Here is a 23,004-nt window from a genome sequence, read left to right on the forward strand (position 1 = left end):
AAGACATGACCGCAGGATGCGAAACCTGCCGCATGATGGTGAACATAGGCTTAACGCGCCGTGATGGCTGGGTGGCCGCGCTTGGTTCAGGTGATATGCCGGAGCAGGCTGAAAAGCCGCTCGAACGTCTTGCCGTAGGGCGGGCGCAACATGGCTCCCGCGCTCAGCCGGGGACTGCTGGAAAACCGGCTTCTCCTTGCTGAAGGTGCGAAAGCCCCATTCGCCGTGATAGGCGCCCATGCCGCTGGCGCCAACGCCGCCGAAGGCCTGGTTCTCCTGCACCAGATGCAGCATGCAATCGTTGATGGTGACGCCGCCGGCGACCGTCTCGCGCAGGATGCGTTGACGGTTGCCGCTGTCGCGGCCGAACCAGTAGAGCGCCAGCGGCCGGTCCGCCCCGTTCACATGGTCGATCGCCTCGTCGATCCCGGCATATTCGACGATCGGCAGTACCGGCCCGAAGATCTCCTCGCGCATCAGCCGCAGGTTGGCGCCGGCATTGCGGACCAGGGTCGGCAGCATTTTCCGGCTTGTGGCGCCAAATTCCTCGCCGGCAGGGTTGATTTCGGTGACATCGGCGCCGGCGTCGCGCGCCTCGGTGATCATGTCGCGCAGGCGCTGGTGGTGCCGGTCGCTGATGATGGCGGTATAATCGCGATTGTCGCGCAGGGTCGGGTAGAGCTGCGCGATCGCCGTTGCGAGCTTGGCGGCGACCGTGCCAGCCTGTCCCTTCGGCACCAGCAGATAATCCGGTGCGATGCAGGTCTGCCCGGCATTCAACAGCTTGCCATAGGCAATGCTGGCTACCGCCGCATCGAGGTCGCATGACGGATCGAAGATTGCCGGCGACTTGCCACCGAGCTCGAGCGTGACAGGGGTCAGGTTGGCGGCTGCCGCGATCGCGACCTGGCGGCCAACCGCAGTCGAACCGGTAAAAAGCAAATGATCGAAAGGCATCGACACGAATGCCTTTCCCATCTCCGCATCGCCGGTGATGACGCTCAACTCATCCGGTGCGAAATGCTCCGCAACGAGTTTGGCCAGCAGCGCCGAAAACGCCGGCGTCAGTTCGGAAGGTTTTATGAGCACGCGATTGCCGGCGGCGAGTGCCGCCGTGACCGGCGCGACAGCGAGCTGGAAAGGATAATTCCAGGGCGACACGATGCCGACGACACCGAGCGGCTGCGGGACGAGGCGATTTCGGCCTGGCAGGAACGGCATGGTGGTGGCGACGCGACGCTCGCGCATCCAGCCCCTGAGATGGGACAGTGCGTGGCGGATGCCGGCGCGCACGACAAACAGTTCCGCAAGGCGCGTCTCATGCGCCGAACGGCCGCCAAAGTCGGCGTCGATCGCCGCGCAGATGTCGGCCTCGTGGCGCTCGGTCAGCGCCAGCAGGCGCTTCAGCCGGTCTTTTCGGACGCCCAGGTCCGGAAAGGGCTGCGTCTCGAAGGCGGCGCGCTGCAATTGGAACCGCTCGCCGAGAATATCCTGTCTGGTCTGCAGCATCGCGCCCTCCCTGGCTTGCCGGGCCGAGCCTACATCGTGGTGCTTGGAGAAATCCAGCGGGGGTTCGGGTGTCCCTGGGGAAGGCGCGGGCTGCGGGCGACCTGTTCCTGTTGTGGTGCGATGACAGCTGCGCTAAGCCAAGGTGCCCATGCAGAGAGTCGTCTTGACCGGTTTCCACATCCTCTCCAATCCACGAAATTCCAGCCCGGTGCCTGCCTGATGCCGGCCCCGGCAGCGAGCGTTCGGGCCGAGGATCCCAAGCGGCGCGTCCTGAAGGACGTGTTCGGCTTCGATGATTTTCGCCCCGGCCAGGCCGATGTCATGGATGCGCTGCTGGCCGGGCGTCATGTGCTGGCCGTCATGCCGACGGGTGCGGGCAAATCGCTTTGCTACCAGGTGCCGGCGCTGGTCCTGGGCGGGCTCACCATTGTCGTTTCGCCGCTGGTGGCGCTGATGCAGGATCAGGTCGCCGCCTTGCGCCTTGCCGGCGTGGCCGCAGATACGATCAATTCCTCGATCGACCGCGAGGCCAATATCGCCGCCTGGCGGCGCGTTGCTTCGGGCCAGACGCGCCTGCTTTACCTCGCGCCGGAGCGGCTGATGACCGAGCGGATGCTCGACGCGCTGGCCAGGCTCGATATCAGCCTGGTTGCCGTCGACGAGGCGCATTGCATTTCCCAATGGGGCCCGGCGTTCCGGCGCGAATATGAGGACCTGTCGCGGCTGCGCGGCATCTTCCCCAACGTGCCGATCATCGCGCTGACGGCGACGGCGGACGAGAGCACGCGCACCGACATCGAAGCCCGGCTGTTCGCCGAGCGCGTCGAGACCCTGGTGCTTGGCTTCGACCGGCCGAACATCAAGCTTGCCATCGAGGCCAAGCAGGACAGCAAGCGGCAATTGCTGCGCTTCGTCGAGCGTCATCCCGGCCGCAGCGGCATCGTCTACTGCCTGTCGCGCAAGAAGACGGAGGAGACGGCGGCGTTCCTCGAGAAGAACGGCGTCACCGCGCTCGCCTATCATGCCGGCATGAGCAAAGACGCGCGTGATGCGAATCAAAACGCTTTCATGACGCTCTCCGGTGTTGTCATGGTGGCGACCATCGCCTTCGGCATGGGCATCGACAAACCTGACGTCGCCTACGTCTTCCACACCGACATGCCGGGCAGCCTGGAGGCCTACTACCAGGAGATCGGGCGCGCGGGCCGCGATGGGCGGGACGCCGAGGCGCATATGCTGTTCGGCCTTGGCGATATCCGCATGCGGCGGATGTTCATCGATGACGAGGACGCACCGGCCGAGCACAAGAGGCGCTCGCATGGCCGGCTCGACACGCTGATCGGCTATTGCGAGACGGCGCAATGCCGCCGCCAGGTGCTGCTTGGCTATTTCGGCGAGGAAGCGCAGCCTTGCGGCAATTGCGACACCTGCCTCGACCAGGCGCCACGTGCCGATGGTGGGGTGGAGGCTCGCATCATCCTGGCGGCCATCGCGCAGAGCGGCGAACGGTTCGGCGCCGGCCATGTCATCGACATTCTGCTCGGCCATGAAACCGAGAAGGTGCTGGCCAGGAACCACCAGAGGCTCGCCAGCTTCGGCAGTGGGCTGGCGCACAAGAAGGACTTTTGGCTGTCGCTGATCCGACAACTCGTTGCGGGCGGATTTCTGATGCCGGATCCGGCCGGCCATGGCGGCCTCGCCATCGCCGAAAAGGGCCATGCGCTTGGCCGTGCCGAGATGCCGTTCCATTATCGTGTCGAGGTGCGCAGCCGCGCCTTGCGCGGCAAGACGCGTTCGGGGCAGGATCTCGGGCAGGCGGATGTGGACACCGGGCTGCTGGCCGCGCTCAAGGCCTTGCGCCTGCGGCTGGCCAAGGAGCGCCAGGTGCCAGCCTATGTGGTGTTCTCCGATCGCACGCTGATCGACATGGCCGAGCGCCGCCCGCGCGATCTCGATGCCTTCGCCGAAGTGAACGGCGTCGGTGCGGCGAAGCTGAAGGAGTTTGGCCAGGTCTTTCTGAGCGCGATTGCCGTGCATCAATCCGATGGCTCGGCCTGAAGTCAGGCCAGAGACTGGTCAGAGGTCTTTATGCCCCGCAAAGTCGAGGGCGTTGCGAATGAAGCTGGGCAGCGAAACGACGAGATCGTGCGTGTGCACGGACTGAGCTGCCACCATTTCCCGGATGATGGCGCGTTCGCGCCGCCACAGATAGGCCGGGACGAAACCTGTTTGCGGAAACGTTCATGGAACAGGCAGCGCAAGACCTGGCGTCCAACACCGGGCGTCAGTGAGCAAAAACTCCTCCTGCTCCGGCAGCGGCGCGAAGCCGCGCATGACGCCCAGGGAGACCGGAAATGCCCGGGAACGCCTATATCAATCGGATCGCGACAGCGGTTCCGGAACATGAGGTTCATCAATTCTATCTGCGGTTCGCGGCTTCCATGCTCGCTGCCAGCCGCCGGAGGATTTTCGAACGCATGGCCGGCCTTGCCGACATCGAGAGCCGCTATTCCTGTTTTGCACCCGCTCTAGACCCTGAGGGGCAGTCCGTCGATTTTCGGGGAAGCTTCATCCGCGGCGCGTTTCCCGGAACGGCCGTGAGAATGGCGATGTTTTGCGAAGCCGCCCCTGCGCTGGCACAAAAAGGCGTCGACGGATTGCGGCTTGGCGACGAAGCGACACGCATCACCCATCTTATCGTTGCCACCTGCACAGGGTTTTCCGCGCCTGGTATCGATCTGGACCTGGTTCGGCGCTGCGGCCTGTCGGACAGGGTCGAACGCACGATGATCGGGTTCATGGGCTGCTACGCGGCGATCAATGCGCTCAAGCTTGCCCGCCACATCGTTCGATCCGACCCGAAGGCGAGGGTCCTGGTTGTCAACATCGAACTCTGCACCTTGCATCTCAGGGAAACCACCGAGCTGGAAAAGCTGCTGTCTTTCTGCCTCTGGGGCGATGGGTGCGCTGCCGCACTTGTCACCGCCGAGCCGCCCGGCATCGAGCTTGAGAGCTTCCACTGCGCTGTCGCGGACGAGCGGCGCGACCTGATGAGCTGGGACATTGGCGACCACGGCTTTAACATGGTTCTCTCCGGTCAGGTACCGGCGGCGGTTCATGAGACCTTGCGGAGCAACCTGGGCGCTATCCTCCGCGACCGGCCAACCGAAGCGATCGATCTCTGGGCCGTACACCCCGGCGGACGTTCGATTCTCGACGCCGTCGAAAGGGCGCTGAACCTTGCGCCCGCTGCACTGGCGCCGTCGCGCGAGGTGCTGCGCCGATACGGCAACATGTCGTCGGCCACCGTCATGTTCGTGCTGGAAAAGATGCTGAAGGCGCCAGCGGGTCTGCTCGGTTGCGGTATGTCGTTCGGACCCGGATTGACGGCCGAAACCATGCTTTTCCGAACCGTGTCATGAAGGCGCTCAGCCACCGCAGCCTCGTCCCGGAAATCCTTGACGGGCTTGCGGCCGACGATCCGCGCGCGCTCGCTTCGCGCCGAGACCTCCGCCACATCAACACGCTGATGTTCCAGGCGCGGATCATGGCATCATTGCTGCGAAAATTCGTGCCGAAGCCGCCACGCCGCATTCTGGAGATCGGAGCCGGCGACGGCACCTTCATGCGCGCCGTGGCGCGGCGCGTCGCCAGGCATTGGCCTCAGGTCGAGCTGACGCTGCTCGATCGCACCGGCCTTGTCACCGCTGCGCTGTCCGCCGATTTCGGTAGGCTGGGATGGCAGATCGAGACCATCACCTGCGATGTCTTCGATTGGGCGGAAAGGGCCGAGGGCAAGCACTTCGATGCAATCACCGTCAATCTGTTCCTGCACCATTTCCACGACGCCCAACTGGTGCATCTGTTTTCGTTGCTGGCGCCGAAAGCCCCGTTGCTCCTGGCGACCGAACCGCTGAGGGCGATCCCGGCGCTGGCCGCGACCCGACTTCTGCCGGTGATCGGCGCCAACGACGTTACCCGACATGATGCGGCCCAGAGCGTGCGCGCCGGCTTTCGCGGCAGCGAGCTTTCCGCTCTCTGGCTTACGGCGAATGGCAGGCCGCTCGAGGAGCGGCGCGCCGGTCTCTTTTCCCACATCTTCGTCGGCGCCAGCGCCGACGGCGGTCGTGACCCATGAGGCTATTGTCGACCCACGATGCGGTCATCATAGGCGCCGGCCCGGCCGGCTCCTCCGCCGCGCTGACGATGGCCCGGCGTGGATGGGCCGTGGCGATTGTAGAAAAGACTGCATTCCCGCGCCGCAAAGTCTGCGGAGAATATGTCTCGGCCAGCAACATCGCGCTGCTCGACCATCTGGAGATCGGCGATGCCTGGCGCGCAAATGCCGGTCCCGAAATCCGCCGCGTCGGCTTCTTTTCCGGCGAGACCTGCGTCGAGGCGCCGATGCCGGGTGCAAAATATGGGCCTCCCGCAAAAGACGGCTTCGGCCGGGCGCTGGGCCGTGACGTTCTCGACACTCTGCTCTTGCAGGCGGCGCGGTCGGCGGGCGCCGAGATCTTCCAGCCTTGCCGGGCGGTCGCCATCGACCGGGATGGAGACATGCAAAGCGTGCACATCCAGGCGAGGGAGGACAATTCCGCCGATGAGACGACCTTGCGTGCGCCGGTGATCGTCGCCGCGCACGGTTCCTGGGAACCGGGACCGCTGCCAAGCCAGCTCGAAAAGACCAGCCGCCCGTGGGGCCTGCTCGGTTTCAAGGCGCATTTCACCGGGTCGTCGCTCGCGCCCGATCTGATGCCGCTGCTTGCGTTTCCTGGCGGGTATGGCGGCATGGTCCTGGCCGATCATGGCCGGCTGTCGATCTCATGCTGCATACGTCGCGACATGCTCGCGCGGCTGCGAGGGAACCATAGCTCCAGGCGGCATGGCCCCAAACAGGATGGCCCTAAACAGGATGGCCAAGTGTCGGCTGCCGACGCTGTGTTTCGCCATCTCATGGCTTCTTGCCGGGGCGTGAGCGACGCTCTGGATGGAGCCAGCCGCGACGGTCCGTGGCTTGCGGCCGGCCCGATCCAGCCTGGCATTCGCGCCTGCTATGAAAGTGATATCTTCCGCGTCGGCAATGCCGCCGGGGAGTCTCATCCGATTATCGCCGAAGGCATCTCGATGGCGCTTCAGTCCGGTTGGCTGCTGGCCACGGAACTTGCGGGCGCGCCAAGCGGCCGAGCGGGGCGTGAAGCTGCCGGCAGACGTTATCAAGCCGCCTGGCGAAAACTGTTTTCGACGCGGGTCTACGCAGCTGCGGCCATCGCCCGGATGGCCATCGGGCCCGGCGGCGCGGCACTTATGGGGGCGGCTGTTCGGATTTTCCCGCAAACACTGACACTGGGCGCGCATATCAGCGGCAAGACGAGGCCGATCAGCGGTCTTACAGAATACGGCGCTCGTCTTCGCTCGCAGAAAGACAAGATATCAAATTAAATCAATGATTTCTGGCGGAGAGGGAGGGATTCGAACCCCCGATGGGCTTGCACCCATGCCGCATTTCGAGTGCGGTGCATTCGACCACTCTGCCACCTCTCCGCGGTCATGGTCGGCCGTTGCCGGCGCGGCGCACTAGATAACGGCTGAACGGGCAGGTTACAAGGCCAATCCGTGAGTTATTTGGCTTGCTCTGCAAGCGGCGGATTCATAGCGAGTCTGGTGCGGGGAGACCGAGGCGGATTGCCGGCCTGCCACGCATCCTTGCCTCCACGACGGCAGCGCGGTGCGGTGCCGTCGACACGGCCAGTGCTCGCCCGCCAATAACAACAGTCCCGGCGCGGCTGTTTGCCTTGACTCGTACCCAACCTTCGGTTAGGGACAGCGCGCAATCGGCGTGGAGGGTTCTTCCGCGCCGCTTGTTTTTTGAACCCGCAGACTGACAAAAAGACGGCTGAACCGCCAGAGGCGGTTCATCAAGGCCGACCGAACAGCGAAAGGCAAAAAATGTTCGCAGTCATTAAAACGGGTGGCAAGCAGTATCGCGTTGCCGCCAACGATCTCCTGAAGATCGAAAAAGTCGAAGCCAATGTCGGCGATATGGTCGAGATCGGCCATGTTCTCGCGCATGGCGAGGGCGAGGATGTCACGTTCGGCGCGCCGTTCGTCGACGGCGCGGTGGTCACCGCCGAAGTCGTCGAGCAGGGCAAGAACCGCACCGTCATCGCCTTCAAGAAGCGCCGCCGGCAGAATTCGCGCCGCAAGATCGGCCATCGCCAGCTTTTGACCACCGTGCGGATCTCCGAGATCCTGCTGGGTGGCGCCAAGCCGACGAAGACGGCAGCGGTCAAGGCACCGAAGAAGGTGAAGGCCGAGGCCGCCTCCGAGGTGCAGGCGGAAGCCGCGCCGAAGAAGGAGCCCAAGGCCAAGGCAGCCGAGACAAAGGCAGCCGAGACCGCGGCAGCACCGCTGTTCAAGGCGCCGAAGGGTGAACCGGACGATCTGACCGTGATCAAGGGCATCGGCCCGGTCGCAGCCAAGGATCTCAACGAGCAGGGCATCATCACCTTCGCCCAGCTCGCCAAGCTGACCGACAAGGATGTCGCCAAGATCGACGAGCACATGCCCTTCAGCGCCGACCAGATCAAGGACTGGCGCGAGCAGGCCAAGGAATTGGCGGCGAAGTGATTTTTCTGGCGATCAGCTCGCCGGATCGGACTTGAAACGGAACGCGAACGCGTTCATAAGGCCTTTTAGGCGCCTTGCGGCGCAACGGAGTTAGTTAGATGGCACACAAGAAAGCTGGCGGCTCGTCGCGCAACGGTCGCGACTCGCATTCCAAGCGTCTGGGCGTGAAGAAGTTCGGCGGCGAAGCCGTCATCCCGGGCAACATCATCATTCGTCAACGCGGCACCACGTGGCATCCCGGCGTCAATGTCGGCATGGGCACGGACCATACCCTTTTTGCGCTCGAGACCGGCGCCGTGACGTTCAACAAAAAAGCCAACGGCCGAACCTACGTATCGGTCAACCCGATTACCAAAGCCGCGGAGTAGCCGGTTCCGCACTAGAACACCGGCGCCCATCTCGGGAACCGGTGTCTGGCAAAGCCAGGAAAAGGATCAGGGGAGATGGGTTTCCATCTCCCCTTTTTCTTGTGCCTGGAGGACTTCAAATGGTTGCCGAAGCGGAAGACTCAGAAGACGAAAGTTACGCGATAGACTGCCCGGTGCTGGTCACCGAGCGGCTGGTGATGCGGGCGCCCCACGAAGGCGATATCGCGCAACTGGCCGAGCTTGCCGACAACCGTCATGTCGCCGAAATGCTGGCCCGCATGCCGCACCCCTATGGCGAGGCCGAGGCGCGCGCCTTCCTCGCGATGACCAAGTCGCGCCGGGCCGGCATCGCCTATGCCCTGACGCTGGCCGGCACCGACACTTTCGTCGGCTGCGCCGGTCTCAACACCACCGATCGCGGACTGGAGCTCGGCTACTGGATCGGCGAGCCCTACTGGAAGAAGGGCTATGCGACCGAAGCAGCGCATGCGCTGGTCGATCTCGCCTTCCAGAGGACGTCGATCCAGGTGCTGCATGCCTCGACGCGGGTCATCAATCCGGCCTCGCGCCGCGTCATCCACAAATGCGGCTTCCAGTATGCCGGCCAGGGCATGCTGAACTCGATCGTTGCCGGCCAGGTGCCGGTCGAGCGCTACCGGCTCGACAGGAAGACCTGGACCAGCCTGCGGAACTGGGTCCACTTTTGATGTGTGCCGATATTCAGGTGAGGTCGGCCTGCAAACGCTGATTTTCTGCGCTTCCCCGTTCTACTGCCTCGCAGTAGAACGGTGCTCACGTACTTTAAGTACGCTCCGCTCCGGTTCTCGAAAACCAAACGTTTTCGGCTCGGCCTGACCTGAATCTCGACGCACATCGGCGTTGAGCTTTTGGTCAAAAGTCCAGCAAAAGATTGCGGGCCAAACCTGGGGTCAGCCCAGTTCGACCCAGACCGGCAGGTGGTCCGAACCGACTGCCTTTCGGTCGACCCAGAGGCGCTGCAGGGATTTGGCAAGCGAAGCGCTGGTGAAGATGTAGTCGATGCGCTTGTGGCGGCTGGGGTCAGTGGGTTGTTTGGGGTCAACCCAGCTGACGAGATCGTCGCCGGTGGCGTTCAGGCGCAAGGCGGCATCGACGGCGAAGTCGGCGGTCAGCGGCATGCCGAATTCGTGGTCCGGGCGGCCGGCGAGTTCGACATATTCGGGCGAGCCGGCCAGCATGTTGAAATCGCCCATGCCGACAAAGGCCTCGGGATGCGGCAATTCCGGCAGGCCGATCTCGGCGACGCCGGACAGCGCGCCGCCTTCGAGCGCATAGTTCAGCATGCGTTGACGCAGAAACTGGATCTGGCTGGCGCGTTCGACAGGGCTGCGGTGATCGAGATGGATGGAATAGAAGCGGATGAAACCAAGCGGCGTCTCGATCAGCGCTTCCAGCGCGCCACGCTGGAAGTTCATCATCTCGAAGCTGCGGCTGCGCGGCAAAAGCAGGTTGCGCGACAGATGAATGGGCGTCTTCGACAGCACCATATTGCCGAGCTGGAAGGTTTTCGTGATGGCGCGGCCGTTCTCGATGTGCGAGCCTATGTTGGCCTCGAAATTGCTGCCATAGACGGCGAAGTAGTCGGGCAGCGCCTCGCCGATCTCGGCGACCATGTCGCGACCGCCGTTCCTGGGGTTGTTGCGGGTCACCTCCTGCAAGGCGATCACATCGGCGCCCTGCACGGCATCAGCGATGCGCCCGACATCGTATTGCCCGTCGAGACCGATGCCGTACTGGATGTTGTAGGTTACAAGCTTCATTCCGACATCTCTCCGGCCAATCTCACGCGGCCATTGTCACAAAACGGCCTCGCCCTTCGCCGCGCCTTGGTTTAGAGCAAAGCCCAAGGTTTAGAGCAATGCCGCAAGGCCACTAGTAGAAACTGCAAAATCCCATGAAATTTCTCGATCAAGCCAAGGTCTACATACGCTCCGGTGACGGCGGCGCCGGTTCGGTGTCGTTCCGGCGCGAAAAATTCATCGAGTTCGGCGGACCGGACGGCGGCGATGGCGGTCGTGGCGGCGATGTCTGGCTGGAGGCGGTCAACGGGCTGAACACGCTGATCGACTACCGCTACCAGCAGCATTTCAAGGCCAAGACCGGCGTCCACGGCATGGGCCGCAACATGACCGGCGCCAAGGGCGCCGATGTCACGCTGAAAGTGCCGGCGGGAACGCAGGTGTTCGAAGAAGACAACGAGACGCTGATCTGCGACCTGACCGTGGTCGGCCAGCGCTTTCTCCTGGCCAAGGGCGGCAATGGCGGCTTCGGCAACCAGCATTTCAAGACCTCGACCAACCAGGCGCCGCGCCGCGCCAACCCCGGCCTGCCGGGCGAGGAACTCAACATCTGGCTGCGGCTGAAGCTGATTGCCGATGCCGGACTGGTCGGGCTGCCCAATGCCGGCAAGTCGACATTCCTGGCCGCCGTCACCGCGGCCAAGCCGAAGATCGCCGACTATCCGTTCACGACGCTGCATCCCGGTCTCGGCGTCGCCCGCATCGACGCGCGCGAATTCGTCATTGCCGACATTCCGGGCCTCATCGAAGGCGCGCATGAGGGCGTCGGCATCGGCGACCGCTTCCTCGGCCATGTCGAGCGCACGCGCGTGCTGCTGCATCTGGTTTCGGCGCAGGAGGAAAATCCGGGCAAGGCCTACAAGACCGTGCGCGCCGAGCTCGAAGCCTATGGCAACGGCCTCACCGACAAGGTCGAGATCGTGGCGCTTTCCCAGGTCGACACGCTCGACGCCGATGCGCGCAAGAAGAAGGTCGCCTCGCTGAAGCGTGCCGCCGGCCGCGCGCCGATGCTGTTGTCGGCGGTCACCGGCGAAGGTGTCGAGGCGGTGCTGCGGGCGCTGATGTCGGTGGTGGCCGAGGCGCGTGCGCAGATCGCGGCCCCGGTCGAGACGCGCTGGGACAGATAGGACGATGCAGTCGCTGAAAAAATATCGGCGCATCACCGTCAAGATCGGCTCGGCGCTGCTTGTCGACCGCACGACGGGCCTGAAGCGCGACTGGCTGGCCTCGCTCGCCGACGACATTGCGGTGCTGGCCCAGGGCGGTGCTGAAATCCTCGTCGTCTCGTCCGGCGCCATCGCGCTTGGCCGCACCATTCTGGGACTTGGCAAGCGGGCCCTGAAGCTCGAGGAAAGCCAGGCCGCGGCAGCCGTCGGGCAGATCGCATTGGCCGGCGCCTGGTCGGATGCGCTCGGCAAGGGCAGCCTGAAATCGGGCCAGATCCTGCTGACGCTCGGTGACACCGAGGAGCGCCGCCGCTACCTCAACGCGCGGGCGACGATTTCGACGCTGCTCAAGATGAAGGCGGTGCCGGTCATCAACGAGAACGACACGGTGGCGACCTCGGAAATCCGCTATGGCGACAATGACCGGCTGGCGGCTCGCGTCGCCACCATGATGGGCGCCGACCTTTTGGTGCTGCTGTCCGACATCGATGGCCTCTATACGGCGCCGCCGGCGCGTGACCCCAACGCCAAATTCATTCCGGTGGTCGATCGCATCACGCCCGACATCGAGGCGATGGCGGGTGCGGCCGCTTCCGAGCTGTCTCGCGGCGGCATGCGGACGAAGCTCGATGCCGGCAAGATCGCCACCGCCGCCGGCACCGCAATGATCATCACGTCGGGCACGCGGCTGTCGCCGCTGATGGCGATCGAACGCGGTGAGCGTGCGACCTTCTTCCGGCCAAGCGCCAACCCGGTCAAGGGCTACAAGACCTGGATCGCCGGCCAGCTCGAGCCAGCCGGCCGGCTGACGGTCGATGCCGGCGCCATCGGCGCGCTGTCATCGGGCAAGTCGCTGCTGCCGGCCGGCGTCAAGCTGGTCAGCGGCAATTTCTCGCGCGGCGACACGGTGGCGATCCTGTCGCCCGAGGGCCGCGAGATCGCGCGCGGGCTGGTTGCCTACGATGCCGCCGATGCCGTAAGGATCGCAGGCCTGAAGACGGCCGAGATCGAAACCGTGCTCGGTTACGAGGCGCGCTCGGCGATGATCCACCGCGACGACCTTGTGGTGAGCCATTCCAGCGACCAAGTAGGGGCCAGCGACCAAGTAGGGGTCGCTGACCAAGTAACCAGCGGAGGATGAGCATGCTGAAACTGCATGAAAAATCCGGGGATGACACCGTGGCAACGATGGCCGATATCGGCCGCCGCGCCCGCGCTGCCGCCCGACCGCTGGCCATTGCCACGACCGTCGCCAAGAATGCCGCACTCCTCGCCATGGCCGAGGCGATCGTCGCTCGTGAACAGGACATTCTCGACGCCAACGCCATCGATGTCTCGAATGGTCAGGAATCCGGGCTTTCCGCCTCCTTCATGGACCGGCTGAAGCTCGATCCGGCGCGCATCCGAGCCATGGCCGACGGCATCAGGGAGATCGCCGCGCTACGCGATCCGGTCGGCGACGTGATTGCCGCATGGGACAGGCCGAACGGCCTGCATATCGAGCGCGTGCGCACGCCGCTTGGCGTCGTCGGCGTCATCTATGAGAGCCGCCCGAACGTCACGGCGGATGCCGGCGCGCTGTGTCTGAAGGCCGGCAATCCGGTGATCCTGCGCGGCGGCTCGGATTCGCTCAATTCTTCGGCGGCCATCCATGCCTGCCTGGTCGAAGGGCTGAAGGAAGCCGGCCTGCCGCAAGACGCCATCCAGCTGGTGCCGACCACCGACCGCGCCGCTGTCGGCGAGATGCTGAAAGGCTTGGGCGGTACGCTCGACGTCATCATCCCGCGCGGTGGCAAAAGCCTTGTCGGGCGTGTGCAGACCGAGGCGCGGGTGCCGGTCTTCGCGCATCTCGAAGGCATCTGCCATCTCTACATCGACCGATCGGCCGATCTCGACATGGCGGTGCGGATTGCGGTCAACGCCAAGATGCGGCGCACCGGCGTCTGCGGCGCCGCCGAGACGCTGCTGGTCGATCGGGCGGTTGCCTCCACGCATCTGGTGCCGATCCTGGACGCCTTGCGCGCGGCCGGCTGCGAAATCCATGCCGATGCCGACGTGCTGAAAGTGTTTTTCGACGCCAGGCCGGCGACCGATGCCGACTGGGTGACCGAGTATCTCGACGCCATCATCGCGGTGAAGCTGGTCGACGGTATCGGTGGCGCGATCGACCATATCGAGACCTTTTCCTCGCATCACACCGAGGCGATCGTCGCAGAGGATACGCTAGCGGTCGAAAAATTCTTCAACGAGATCGATTCGGCGATCCTGTTGCACAACGCCTCGACGCAGTTCGCCGATGGCGGCGAGTTCGGTATGGGCGCCGAGATCGGCATCGCCACCGGCAAGATGCATGCGCGCGGACCGGTCGGCGTCGAGCAGCTGACTTCGTTCAAATACCGCGTGCGCGGATCAGGACAGGTGAGGCCTTGAAGCTTTTCGTCGCTAGAGCCTGAGGCAATGCTGGCATCTTCCGAACCGGCGGTACCCTCCCGTTACCTGAAGATGCCGCACGCCGAGAAAGGGCTGGCCGTCGGCCTGTTCGGCGGCTCGTTCAATCCGCCGCATGCCGGCCACGCGCTGGTCGCCGAGATTGCGCTCAGGCGCCTGGCGCTCGACCAGCTGTGGTGGATGGTGACGCCGGGCAATCCACTGAAGAGCACCAGGGAACTGGCGCCGCTCAGCGAGCGGCTGCAACTGTCCGAGCAGATCGCCAAGAACCCGAAGATCAAGGTCTCTGCCTTCGAGGCTGCCCATCACGTCCGCTACACCGCCGACACGCTGGCGCTGGTCAAGGCGCGCAATCCCGGTGTCGACTTCGTCTGGATCATGGGCGCCGATAGTTTGCGCGATTTCCACCGCTGGCAGCGCTGGCGCGAGATCGTCATGACCTTCCCGATCGCCGTCATCGACCGTCCGGGCGCGACGCTGTCGTTCCTGTCGTCGGTCGTCGCCAAGACCTTCGACTATGCCCGCGTCGACGAGGGCGATGCGCCACGGCTCGCCCGCATGAAGGCTCCGGCCTGGACCTTCATCCACGGCCCGCGTTCGTCGCTGTCGTCGAGCGCGATCCGCAAGCTGGCAAAGGGATGAGCCCGCCCGCCCGGCCATGTCGCTTTTATCGCTCCCTTTGCACGTTTCATGGGCAATCCTGAGCAGGCATGTCGATTCCCAGGAAAAACCGCAGCGAAGTCGAGCAAGGCACAGAGCCCACGCCGCTGATCGCGATTGCCAGCGTCATCGTGTCGATGGCGCTGATCGCCGTCGGCAACGGGCTGATGTTTGCCTATATCCCGGTGCGGCTCGGCGCCGAGGGTTTCGATCCGACCTGGGCCGGGCTGATCATCACCGGACTTTCGGCTGGCGGCCTTGCCGGCTGCATCCTGACCGGACCGCTGGTCAGAAGGGTTGGCCATGCCCGCGCCTTCATGGTGCTGTCGGCGCTGGTCGCGCTGGCCAATGCCGCTGTCGGCGCCGGGGTCCATCCGCTGCTGTGGATCGCGGCGCGAGCGCTCTACGGCTTTGCCATATGCGGCCTGTTCATCGTTGCGCAGAGCTGGCTCAACGATGCCGTTGCCAACGCCATCCGGGGCCGGGTGATGGCTTTCTTCTACGTTGCCTATGTGGCCGGCCTTGGTGTTGGCTACGCGACGCTGGCGCTGGTCGATATCAGGACGGCGGATGCGCCGCTGATCGGCATCGTCTTCACGGCGCTGTCGATCCTTCCCGTGGGGATGACGCGGCTGGCCCAGCCCCCGGCCCCGCAGGCAGCTTCGGTGGCGCTGCGCCGGGCCTGGCGGATTTCGCCGGTCGGGGTCGCCGGCATGCTGGCGGTCGGCGGCCTGTCGATGTCGATCGCGGGCTTCGCGCCGATCCATGCCACGGCCAAGGGCTACAGCCAGGCAGACGTGGCGCTGCTGCTTTCGGCGATGCCGGTCGGCACGCTGATCCTGCAGATCCCGCTTGGCTGGATTTCCGATCGCACCGACCGCCGCTATGTGCTGATCGCGGCATCCGCGCTCGCCATGGTCGCCGGCCTGTTCGCGCTTGGGTTCGATGGCGGCGCGTTGGCGGCGCTGGTGGTGATTTATATCGTTTGGGATGGCGCTTCGGAATCGATCTATTCGCTTTCCAGCGCGCATGCCTCCGACCGCGCCGGCAAGGAGGACATGGTGGCGCTGTCCAGCTCGCTTTTGTTCGCGTGGTCGCTTTCCGGCTTCATCGTGCCCGGCATCGTGACCGCGCTTTCGGCCGTCTTCGGCACGCAGGCCTTCATCTATGTGGCGATCCTCATCGCCGCAGCCTTCTGCCTGTTCGTGCTTCTGCGCGTGTTCACGACGCAGGCTGTTCCTGCCGGTGAAACCGGCAGTTTCGCACCGATGACCGCGCAGGCGCCTTTGCCGGTCGAACTTGCGTTCGCGCCCGACGAGCAGGATCGGCGCAAGGGCTCTAACTCTTTGTTTTGACGCAATTCCGAAGGGAAAGCGCTATGCGCTTTTCCCGGGAAAACCGTTCACACTTTTCCTGGAATTGCTCTAACGGATCATTGCCGGCGGGCTTCCGGTTGCGGCGCTTCCGGCGGCGGCAGCGGGATCGATATGCCTTGCGAGTCGAATTCCTGCTTGGCGCGCTTGGTGAGATCGGTCTGGGTGGCGAAGAAATCCGCCGACGATGTCCAGTAGCGCAAGGCAATCGAAACGCTGCTTTCGCCCAATGTCGCGACGAATGCGATCGGGGCCGGCTCACGCTTGACCCGCCGCTCGGCGGCGGCGATGGCAAGCAAGGTCTTCTGAGCGCGGTCGATGTCGTTCCAGGAACCGATGCTGAGCGTGATGTCGCTGCGGCGCACGCCGTTACGCGAGAAGTTGCGCACCGGCTGGTTCCACAGCGTCGAATTGGGCGCCAGGATGTAGACGCCATCGGCGCTCCTGAGCTTGGTCGCGAACAGGCCGATCTCCTCGATCGACCCGGCAATCGAACCGACCTCGACGGACTCGCCGATGCGGAACGGCCGCAACGCCAGAAGCATGATGCCGGCGGCGATGTTCTGCAGCGTGCCTTGCAGCGCCAGGCCGATGGCCAGGCCGATGGCGCCGATCGCGGCAATGATCGACGCCGTCTGCACGCCGAATTGGCCGAGCACCATGATGGTGACGAGGATCAGGATGGCGTAGCGGACGATCTTGGAGAAGAAATGCCGCAACGTCGCATCGAAACCATGGATATGGCCGAGGCCGGCGAAGATCGAACGTTCGGCAAGGCCGGCGATGATGTAGCCGACAACCAGAAGGATGACGGCACCGATGGCCGAGAAGGAGTAGGAAACGATCAGCGTGCTCAGCTGTGCGAGGCCGGCCTGGACGGTGAGAAGGGCGTTTTGCGGGTCGATCGGCATGACAGGATTCCGGTTGGTCGGTGAGCCGATAACCCATGCGGGCGGCGAGGGTTCCGGTCTTTTCCAGCGTGCGGCGGAACCACAGGATCGAGAATACGTTCGTGCGAGGCAGGGTCCCGTCTTGAAACTGTCAGGGAACTCTGCCTATCTAAGTGGTGTCACCTGCTTTTGGGGGTGATTTGGTTGTTCTTGCTGCGAAAGGAAATACACTGAGAACAGCACTGCGGAAGAAGGCCGATATTATGCCTTCGCCGGCCAGGATCAGCGTAGACGACGCCGTGTCCCGCGCCATCAAGACAGTCCTTGCCAGTCTGGAAGACTCCAAGGCCGAAAATATTGTCTCAATCGACATCCAGGGGAAATCGAGCCTCGGCGACTACATGGTCGTCGCTTCGGGCCGATCGCACCGTCATGTTGCGGCTGTCGCCGATCATCTTCTCAAAGCGCTCAAGGATGCCGGGCTCGGCATGGCGCGCGTTGAGGGGTTGGCAGGCGCCGACTGGGTCCTGATCGATTCGGGCGACATCATCGTCCATGTCTTCCGCCCTGAAGTCCGCGAATTCTACAATCTTGAAAAGATGTGGCAGGCGCCGGATCTCGAGGAAGAGACCCTTCACTAAGCCGCCTTTGTTTTGATGCATGTCGTTGCCCCGAAACTGGTTCACACTTTTGGTGACATGCGTTAGCGGCTTACAGAGGCAAGGATGAAGATATCAGTTCATGCCGTGGGCCGGATGAAAGCCGGCCCCGAGAAGCTGCTCGCCGACCGTTATTTCGAGCGCTTCGCCAAGAGCGGCCCGGCGGTGGGGCTTGAATTTGCCGGCATTGCCGAGATCGCCGAGGGGCGCGGCCAGACCGCAAGCGAGCGGCGGCGCGAGGAAGGCCAGAAGCTGCAGACGCAGTTGCAGCCGGGCACCGCGCTGATCCTGCTGGACGAACGCGGCAAAAGCTTTTCCTCGGAAGATTTCGCCGGGCGCCTCGGCCTGTTGCGTGACGGCGGACGCAAGGCGCTGGTCATCGCCATCGGCGGCGCCGACGGCCACGATCAGTCGCTGCGCGACCAGGCCGAACTGGTGATGTCGTTCGGATTGCTGACCTGGCCGCACCAATTGGTGCGCGTGATGCTGGGCGAGCAGCTTTATCGGGTGGCCACCATCCTTTCGGGACATCCCTACCATCGATCTTAACCGGTGAATTGGCGCGACCTGCCCGGATTTCCGCCCCAATGCAGCGCCAGATTGGAGCTTTGGTGTGCATGTCGTTTTCCCAAAACCGGGACCAGTTTTGGGCGACATGCATTCGGGAACGGGCCTTCAAACATGGTTGATGGTTCGTTAACGAAGCCGCGGATAGAGTCGACGCCGGATGTCTGAAGGCTGGAAATCGAGAACGGGCTCATGGCGCGCGCGCTGCGGCATCGCGGCGGCGGTGCTTGTGCTGTCGCTGCATGTGGGGCGGGCCGAAAACACGCTCGACATGGCTCCCGATCCGGACCAGAGCCGCGCCGAATACGAACGGGTCTCGAAGGAGATCACGCTATCTTCCGAACGGTTGGCCAAGCTCTCCGCCGACATCGCGACGATCAAGAAGGATCACGCCTCGATCACCGCCGCACTGATCCAGTCGGCGATGACCGAGCAGAAGCTCGGCCAGGACATCGAGGACATCGGCGCCAGGCTGGAAGGGCTGAAGGGCCAGGAAGAGAAGATCCGCGCCTCGCTGGTGGCGCGGCGTGACGTGCTGGCCGAAGTGCTGGGCGCGCTGCAGCGCATGGGGCTGAACCCGCCGCCGGCGATCCTGGTCAAGCCGGAGGACGCGCTGTCGTCGGTGCGCAGCGCCATCCTGCTCGGTGCCGTGGTGCCGGAACTCCGTCAGCAGACGGATAGCCTGCTCGCCGATCTCAAGGAGCAGTCGCGGGTCACGGCCTCGATCGAGGCCGAACGGGCGCGGCTGACGGCGGCGGTCGGCGACCAGGCGGCGGAAAAGAAGCGGCTCGGCATGCTTCTGGAGGCCAAGCAGAAGCTCGAAACCGACACGCAGACGCAAATGGCCGCTGAAAAGCAGCGATCCGAGGCGCTGGCGGCCAAGGCCGGCAGCCTGAAAGAGTTGATCGCATCGCTCGAAGCGCAGGCCGACAAGAGCCGCAAGGCTGCCGATGCGGCCAAGGCCGCCGAGCAGAAGACGGCGGACGGCGACAAGACATCGGCTTCGGCGGAACTGGCGTCGCTGCCCGTGCCGGAAGGCAACCAACTTGCCGCCGCGGCACCCTTTTCGGCGCTGCAGGGACAGATCGCGCTGCCGGTGACCGGCCGCATCAAGCGGCGATTCGGCGCCGATGACGGTAACGGCGCGGTGATGCTTGGCGACATGGTTGCGACACAATCGGGAGCCATCGTCACCGCGCCGGCGGATGGGAATGTGCTTTATGCGGGGCCGTTTCGCTCTTATGGTCAACTCTTGATCCTTAACGCAGGCGACGGCTATCATGTCGTTTTGGCGGGGATGAGCAGAATCAGCGTCGCGACCGGTCAGTCAGTGCTCGCAGGAGAGCCGATCGGCGCGATGGGAGAGGCCCGGGTGGCGAGCACCTCGGTTTCGAACAATGGAAATGCCACGCCGGAACTCTATGTCGAGTTCCGCAAGGATGGAAAACCCGTCGATCCGGCCCCATGGTGGGCGGACCGTTTTTCTGGAAGGACGTGAATAATGCGGAAACTGTCGCTTCTGTTTGCCGGTGCGCTGATGGGCGCGTCCGCCATGAGCCTTGTCTATGGCACACCCGGCTCGGCGGCGAATGCTGCAGGGTCGGAGACCTACAAGCAACTGGCGATCTTCGGCGATATCTTCGAGCGTGTGCGGGCACAGTATGTGACGCCGCCCGACGACAAGTCGCTGGTCGAGAACGCCATCAACGGCATGCTTGCCTCGCTTGACCCGCACTCCTCCTACATGAATGCCGAGCAGGCGCAGGACATGCGCGTCCAGACCAAGGGCGAGTTCGGCGGCCTCGGCATCGAGGTCACCATGGAGAACGACCTGGTCAAGGTGATCACGCCGATCGACGACACGCCGGCCGCCAAGGCAGGCGTGCTGGCTGGCGACTATATCGCCAAGATCGACGGCGAAGAGGTTCGCGGCCTGACCCTCAACGACGCGGTCGACAAGATGCGCGGCCTGGTCAACACGCCGATCAAGCTCACCATCCTGCGCCAGGGCGCCGACAAGCCGATCGAACTGACGGTCGTGCGCGACATCATCAAGGTCAAGGCGGTCAAGTTCCGGGTCGAGAACGACATCGGTTACATGAAGATCACCTCCTTCACCGAAAAGACCTATGACGACCTCGAGAACGCGATCGACACCATCAAGAAGCAGGTGCCGGACGACAAGCTCAAGGGCTACGTTCTGGATCTCCGCCTCAATCCCGGTGGTCTGCTCGACCAGGCGGTGAGCGTGTCCGATGCCTTCCTCAACCGCGGCGAGATTGTCTCGACGCGTGGCCGCGATCCCAAGGACGTCACTCGCTTCGACGCCAAGCCCAAGCAGGTTGACGACATCAACGGCAAGCCGATGATCGTTCTGGTCAATGGCGGTTCGGCCAGTGCGTCCGAAATCGTCGCCGGCGCGCTGCAGGATCTGCGCCGTGTCACGGTGGTCGGCACGCAGTCCTTCGGCAAGGGTTCGGTGCAGACCATCATTCCGCTCGGCGAGAATGGCGCGCTGCGGCTGACGACGGCGCTCTATTACACGCCGTCCGGCAAGTCGATCCAGGGCAAGGGCATCACGCCCGACATCAAGGTCGACCAGCCGCTGCCGCCGGAACTGCAGGGCAGGGACCTGACGCGCGGTGAATCCGACCTCAAGGGCCATATCAAGGGCGCCGACGAGAGCACGACCGGTTCGGGGTCGGCGGCCTATGTGCCGCCGGATCCGAAGGACGACCTGCAGCTCATCTATGCCGAGCAGTTGCTGCGCGGACAGAAGACCGATCCGTCCTTCCCGCCCAATCCGCAAAAGGCCGTTCTCAACCAGTAGGGGTTGCGACCGAGAACAGGTCTGGCCGCCTGATGGAAGCAATGCGATGCTGCCGGGACCGAAAGGTTCCGGCAGTTTGATTCGGGGGCGAGGCGAAGCCCCAAACAGGGCGCCGGGGTGCGCCAGGATTGATGAATTCGCGCATGTCTTTTCGAAGCGGTTTCGTCTTCGGAGCCATGCGCCCGGGGATTTGGCTTGGCTGATATCGGCAAGGACATCGAACGCCCGCTCGGACAGGCTGTCCGGTCGCCGCGCGCCGCCGGCAAGGTCAGCGGCGGTGCGATCATGGCGGCCGCGGTCGTGCTGGTGGCGATTGGCGTTTCCGGCGCGATCGCGCTCAGGGAAAAGCCGTTTCGAAAGCCGCAAGAGGTTGCCGTTTCAACGCCGAAAGTGACACCTGCGGCCGAGCCTGCCGCCGCGCCGTCCGCTTTGGCTCCGGTGGCGGCGCCGAAGCCGGAGGCGCCGGCCAACGGGACGCCGACAAAGTCAGGTGGGCCGCAGATCATCCATGTGCAGACGGAAGAGGGCGATGGCCCGCCCAGGGCGGCGATCGTCATTCGCGATCCGTCGACCATCGGCCAGAACCTGAAGATCGCGCATATTCCAGACAAGGCGCTGATCGAGGCCAGCGACACCGGACCTTTGCCTGTGCGCGCCGCCGATGGCAGACGGCCGTTCGACGTCTATGCGCGGCCGTGGTCCGGGTCGCGAGGCGCCCGCGTGGCGATCGTCATCGGTGGGCTTGCCGTGTCGCAGACCGGCACGCAGGCGGCGATCGCCAAGCTGCCGGCGGAAGTGACGCTGGCCTTTGCGCCGCAAGGCAACAGCATTGGCCGCTGGATGCAGGCGGCACGGCAAAGCGGGCATGAGGTCGTCATGCAGGTGCCGCTCGAGCCGTTCGACTATCCCAATGTCAATCCTGGCCGCAACACGTTGACGGTGGCGGCGAGCGCGGACGAGAATTTGAAAAACCTGCACTGGGCGCTGTCGCGGACGACGAACTATACCGGCGTCATGAACTATATGGGTGCCCGCTTTTCCGCCGATGCGACGGCAATGGAGCCATTCATGGCCGAGCTCGGCAAACGCGGCCTCGCCTATATCGACGACGGTTCGTCGGCGCGCAGCCTGGCGCCGGACCTGGCGCTGAAGGACGGCGTACCCTTCGTCTCCGGTGACATGGCGATCGACGCCGTGCAGAATCGCGGTGAAATCCTGAAGAAGCTCGACAGCCTGGAGGCGACCGCGCGTGCGAAAGGCTCTGCCGTCGGCATCGGCTCGGCCTTCGACCTGACGGTCGACACCGTGTCGTCCTGGGTGGCCGAGGCCAAGAAGCGCGGCATCGAGATCGTGCCGATTTCGGCGGTGGCGATTGATCCGCAAAAAGGCTAGCCATCGGAAAACAGATTGGAAGATTGGCTGATGGCAAAGACGAAGAAAGTCGACCGCGAAACGCTGCCTTATCGGCCCTGTGTCGGGCTGGTGATCCTCAACGCCGAGGGCCTGGTCTGGGTCGGGCATCGCATTGCCGAACCGGACAGCGAATTTGCCGGCACGACGCAGCTTTGGCAGATGCCGCAAGGCGGCATCGACGAGGGCGAGGAGCCGTTGCAGGCGGCCGAGCGCGAGCTCTATGAGGAGACCGGCATGCGCGGCGTCTCGCTGCTGGCGGAGGCGCCGGACTGGATCAACTATGATTTGCCGGACCATCTCGTCGGCATCGCCTTCAAGGGGCGCTATCGCGGCCAGACGCAGAAATGGTTCGCCTTTCGCTTCCACGGCGATGTCAGCGAGATCCAGATCAATCCGCCGCCGGGCGGCCACACCGCCGAGTTCGACAAATGGGCATGGCGGCTCATGCAGGATCTGCCCGACCTGATCGTGCCGTTCAAGCGCCATGTCTATGAGGATGTGGTGGCGGCGTTCCGGCATCTGGTGCAATAACCGACGCGAAGGGACCGCGGTTGCCGTGCCGGCCCGGCGGTCCTATTGATGTCCATCCGCCACTAAAGCGTGTCGCGTCTGAACGGATTCAGGCGACCCGCTTTAGGTCTTTGTTTTTATGC

At 64.1% G+C, this 23,004-nt stretch carries 20 protein-coding genes, 1 tRNA gene and 1 pseudogene; 18 read left to right on the top strand and 4 right to left on the bottom strand.

All coding sequences use genetic code 11. From position 1 onward, the window contains the following. Nucleotides 1–86: 86 nt before the first annotated feature. Nucleotides 87–1,509 (bottom strand): annotated as a pseudogene (locus tag ACZ89F_RS34220) (coniferyl aldehyde dehydrogenase). Nucleotides 1,510–1,728: 219 nt separating this feature from the next. Between ACZ89F_RS34220 and recQ the strand changes: the two are divergent. The 4 genes from recQ (at nucleotide 1,729) to ACZ89F_RS34240 (ending at nucleotide 6,951) form a co-directional block, all read left to right on the top strand. Beyond that, nucleotides 1,729–3,567: a DNA helicase RecQ gene (recQ, locus tag ACZ89F_RS34225; protein WP_476096644.1), complete on the top strand. Its 1,839-nt coding sequence runs from the start codon at nucleotides 1,729–1,731 to the stop codon at nucleotides 3,565–3,567. A 296-nt stretch (nucleotides 3,568–3,863) separates the two neighbouring features. Beyond that, nucleotides 3,864–4,931 (top strand): type III polyketide synthase, encoded by a 1,068-nt coding sequence (locus ACZ89F_RS34230; protein WP_476096645.1) that lies wholly within the window; start codon nucleotides 3,864–3,866, stop codon nucleotides 4,929–4,931. Then, nucleotides 4,928–5,647 (top strand): methyltransferase domain-containing protein, encoded by a 720-nt coding sequence (locus ACZ89F_RS34235; RefSeq protein WP_476096646.1) that lies wholly within the window; start codon nucleotides 4,928–4,930, stop codon nucleotides 5,645–5,647. The genes ACZ89F_RS34230 and ACZ89F_RS34235 overlap by 4 nt, the downstream gene beginning before the upstream one ends. Then, nucleotides 5,644–6,951 (top strand): NAD(P)/FAD-dependent oxidoreductase, encoded by a 1,308-nt coding sequence (locus ACZ89F_RS34240; protein ID WP_476096647.1) that lies wholly within the window; start codon nucleotides 5,644–5,646, stop codon nucleotides 6,949–6,951. Before ACZ89F_RS34235 ends, ACZ89F_RS34240 begins: the two co-directional genes overlap by 4 nt. Before the next feature lie 12 nt (nucleotides 6,952–6,963). On the opposite strand, the gene ACZ89F_RS34245 is transcribed toward ACZ89F_RS34240, so the two are convergent. Then, nucleotides 6,964–7,053, bottom strand: a tRNA-Ser gene (locus ACZ89F_RS34245). Nucleotides 7,054–7,458: 405 nt separating this feature from the next. Here ACZ89F_RS34245 and ACZ89F_RS34250 point away from each other — a divergent pair. The 3 genes from ACZ89F_RS34250 (at nucleotide 7,459) to ACZ89F_RS34260 (ending at nucleotide 9,214) form a co-directional block, all read left to right on the top strand. Then, complete coding sequence (locus ACZ89F_RS34250; protein WP_476096648.1) at nucleotides 7,459–8,139, top strand: 50S ribosomal protein L21; 681 nt, start codon at nucleotides 7,459–7,461, stop codon at nucleotides 8,137–8,139. Nucleotides 8,140–8,237: 98 nt separating this feature from the next. After that, nucleotides 8,238–8,507 carry a 50S ribosomal protein L27 gene (gene rpmA / locus ACZ89F_RS34255; RefSeq protein WP_015315190.1) on the top strand — a complete coding sequence of 90 codons (270 nt, stop codon included), beginning with the start codon at nucleotides 8,238–8,240 and terminating at the stop codon, nucleotides 8,505–8,507. A 119-nt stretch (nucleotides 8,508–8,626) separates the two neighbouring features. Further along, nucleotides 8,627–9,214: a GNAT family N-acetyltransferase gene (locus tag ACZ89F_RS34260; protein ID WP_476096649.1), complete on the top strand. Its 588-nt coding sequence runs from the start codon at nucleotides 8,627–8,629 to the stop codon at nucleotides 9,212–9,214. A gap of 222 nt (nucleotides 9,215–9,436) precedes the next feature. Here the strand turns inward: ACZ89F_RS34260 and ACZ89F_RS34265 are convergent, their stop codons facing one another. Next, entirely contained in the window at nucleotides 9,437–10,306 is an 870-nt protein-coding gene (locus ACZ89F_RS34265) for an endonuclease/exonuclease/phosphatase family protein (RefSeq protein ID WP_476096650.1), read from the bottom strand. Between the two features lie 134 nt (nucleotides 10,307–10,440). Between ACZ89F_RS34265 and obgE the strand changes: the two genes are divergently transcribed. The 5 genes from obgE to ACZ89F_RS34290 all read left to right on the top strand — a co-directional run bounded on the left by obgE (nucleotide 10,441) and on the right by ACZ89F_RS34290 (nucleotide 15,974). Continuing rightward, complete coding sequence (gene obgE / locus ACZ89F_RS34270) at nucleotides 10,441–11,472, top strand: GTPase ObgE (protein WP_109664514.1); 1,032 nt, start codon at nucleotides 10,441–10,443, stop codon at nucleotides 11,470–11,472. 4 nt (nucleotides 11,473–11,476) lie between these two features. Continuing rightward, the gene (proB, locus tag ACZ89F_RS34275; RefSeq protein WP_476096651.1) at nucleotides 11,477–12,652 is read left to right on the top strand and encodes a glutamate 5-kinase; all 1,176 of its coding nucleotides are present in this window, start codon (nucleotides 11,477–11,479) and stop codon (nucleotides 12,650–12,652) included. A gap of 2 nt (nucleotides 12,653–12,654) precedes the next feature. After that, the gene (locus tag ACZ89F_RS34280) at nucleotides 12,655–13,941 is read left to right on the top strand and encodes a glutamate-5-semialdehyde dehydrogenase (RefSeq protein ID WP_476096652.1); all 1,287 of its coding nucleotides are present in this window, start codon (nucleotides 12,655–12,657) and stop codon (nucleotides 13,939–13,941) included. A 72-nt stretch (nucleotides 13,942–14,013) separates the two neighbouring features. After that, nucleotides 14,014–14,601, top strand: coding sequence for a nicotinate-nucleotide adenylyltransferase (locus ACZ89F_RS34285; RefSeq protein ID WP_476097455.1), 588 nt, complete (start codon nucleotides 14,014–14,016; stop codon nucleotides 14,599–14,601). A gap of 68 nt (nucleotides 14,602–14,669) precedes the next feature. Continuing rightward, nucleotides 14,670–15,974, top strand: coding sequence for an MFS transporter (locus ACZ89F_RS34290; RefSeq protein ID WP_476096653.1), 1,305 nt, complete (start codon nucleotides 14,670–14,672; stop codon nucleotides 15,972–15,974). A 77-nt stretch (nucleotides 15,975–16,051) separates the two neighbouring features. Here ACZ89F_RS34290 and ACZ89F_RS34295 read toward each other — a convergent pair whose 3' ends face one another. Further along, nucleotides 16,052–16,903: a mechanosensitive ion channel family protein gene (locus tag ACZ89F_RS34295; RefSeq protein WP_476096654.1), complete on the bottom strand. Its 852-nt coding sequence runs from the start codon at nucleotides 16,901–16,903 to the stop codon at nucleotides 16,052–16,054. Nucleotides 16,904–17,145: 242 nt separating this feature from the next. On the opposite strand from ACZ89F_RS34295, the gene rsfS reads away from it, so the two are divergent. The 6 genes from rsfS to ACZ89F_RS34325 all read left to right on the top strand — a co-directional run bounded on the left by rsfS (nucleotide 17,146) and on the right by ACZ89F_RS34325 (nucleotide 22,882). Continuing rightward, on the top strand, nucleotides 17,146–17,523 hold the full coding sequence (rsfS, locus tag ACZ89F_RS34300) for a ribosome silencing factor (protein ID WP_056586238.1): 378 nt from the start codon (nucleotides 17,146–17,148) through the stop codon (nucleotides 17,521–17,523). An 84-nt stretch (nucleotides 17,524–17,607) separates the two neighbouring features. Then, nucleotides 17,608–18,090, top strand: coding sequence for a 23S rRNA (pseudouridine(1915)-N(3))-methyltransferase RlmH (rlmH, locus tag ACZ89F_RS34305; protein WP_136618482.1), 483 nt, complete (start codon nucleotides 17,608–17,610; stop codon nucleotides 18,088–18,090). Nucleotides 18,091–18,268: 178 nt separating this feature from the next. Next, nucleotides 18,269–19,606, top strand: coding sequence for a murein hydrolase activator EnvC family protein (locus tag ACZ89F_RS34310; protein ID WP_476096655.1), 1,338 nt, complete (start codon nucleotides 18,269–18,271; stop codon nucleotides 19,604–19,606). Continuing rightward, complete coding sequence (locus ACZ89F_RS34315; RefSeq protein WP_056586250.1) at nucleotides 19,607–20,938, top strand: S41 family peptidase; 1,332 nt, start codon at nucleotides 19,607–19,609, stop codon at nucleotides 20,936–20,938. A 195-nt stretch (nucleotides 20,939–21,133) separates the two neighbouring features. Then, a complete protein-coding gene (locus ACZ89F_RS34320) occupies nucleotides 21,134–22,330 on the top strand; it encodes a divergent polysaccharide deacetylase family protein (RefSeq protein WP_476096656.1) in 1,197 nt (398 codons plus the stop codon). Nucleotides 22,331–22,360: 30 nt separating this feature from the next. Continuing rightward, nucleotides 22,361–22,882, top strand: coding sequence for an RNA pyrophosphohydrolase (locus ACZ89F_RS34325; protein ID WP_476096657.1), 522 nt, complete (start codon nucleotides 22,361–22,363; stop codon nucleotides 22,880–22,882). Nucleotides 22,883–23,004 lie beyond the last annotated feature (122 nt).

The organism is Mesorhizobium sp. USDA 3734 (genome assembly GCF_056279665.1).

Coding starts and splice junctions, on each gene's coding strand:
- recQ (WP_476096644.1), top strand. CDS start 1,729: ATGCCGGCCCCGGCAGCGAGCGTTCGGGCCGAGGATCCCAAGCGGCGC.
- ACZ89F_RS34230 (WP_476096645.1), top strand. CDS start 3,864: ATGCCCGGGAACGCCTATATCAATCGGATCGCGACAGCGGTTCCGGAA.
- ACZ89F_RS34235 (WP_476096646.1), top strand. CDS start 4,928: ATGAAGGCGCTCAGCCACCGCAGCCTCGTCCCGGAAATCCTTGACGGG.
- ACZ89F_RS34240 (WP_476096647.1), top strand. CDS start 5,644: ATGAGGCTATTGTCGACCCACGATGCGGTCATCATAGGCGCCGGCCCG.
- ACZ89F_RS34250 (WP_476096648.1), top strand. CDS start 7,459: ATGTTCGCAGTCATTAAAACGGGTGGCAAGCAGTATCGCGTTGCCGCC.
- rpmA (WP_015315190.1), top strand. CDS start 8,238: ATGGCACACAAGAAAGCTGGCGGCTCGTCGCGCAACGGTCGCGACTCG.
- ACZ89F_RS34260 (WP_476096649.1), top strand. CDS start 8,627: ATGGTTGCCGAAGCGGAAGACTCAGAAGACGAAAGTTACGCGATAGAC.
- ACZ89F_RS34265 (WP_476096650.1), bottom strand. CDS start 10,306: ATGAAGCTTGTAACCTACAACATCCAGTACGGCATCGGTCTCGACGGG.
- obgE (WP_109664514.1), top strand. CDS start 10,441: ATGAAATTTCTCGATCAAGCCAAGGTCTACATACGCTCCGGTGACGGC.
- proB (WP_476096651.1), top strand. CDS start 11,477: ATGCAGTCGCTGAAAAAATATCGGCGCATCACCGTCAAGATCGGCTCG.
- ACZ89F_RS34280 (WP_476096652.1), top strand. CDS start 12,655: ATGCTGAAACTGCATGAAAAATCCGGGGATGACACCGTGGCAACGATG.
- ACZ89F_RS34285 (WP_476097455.1), top strand. CDS start 14,014: ATGCCGCACGCCGAGAAAGGGCTGGCCGTCGGCCTGTTCGGCGGCTCG.
- ACZ89F_RS34290 (WP_476096653.1), top strand. CDS start 14,670: ATGTCGATTCCCAGGAAAAACCGCAGCGAAGTCGAGCAAGGCACAGAG.
- ACZ89F_RS34295 (WP_476096654.1), bottom strand. CDS start 16,903: ATGCCGATCGACCCGCAAAACGCCCTTCTCACCGTCCAGGCCGGCCTC.
- rsfS (WP_056586238.1), top strand. CDS start 17,146: ATGCCTTCGCCGGCCAGGATCAGCGTAGACGACGCCGTGTCCCGCGCC.
- rlmH (WP_136618482.1), top strand. CDS start 17,608: ATGAAGATATCAGTTCATGCCGTGGGCCGGATGAAAGCCGGCCCCGAG.
- ACZ89F_RS34310 (WP_476096655.1), top strand. CDS start 18,269: ATGTCTGAAGGCTGGAAATCGAGAACGGGCTCATGGCGCGCGCGCTGC.
- ACZ89F_RS34325 (WP_476096657.1), top strand. CDS start 22,361: ATGGCAAAGACGAAGAAAGTCGACCGCGAAACGCTGCCTTATCGGCCC.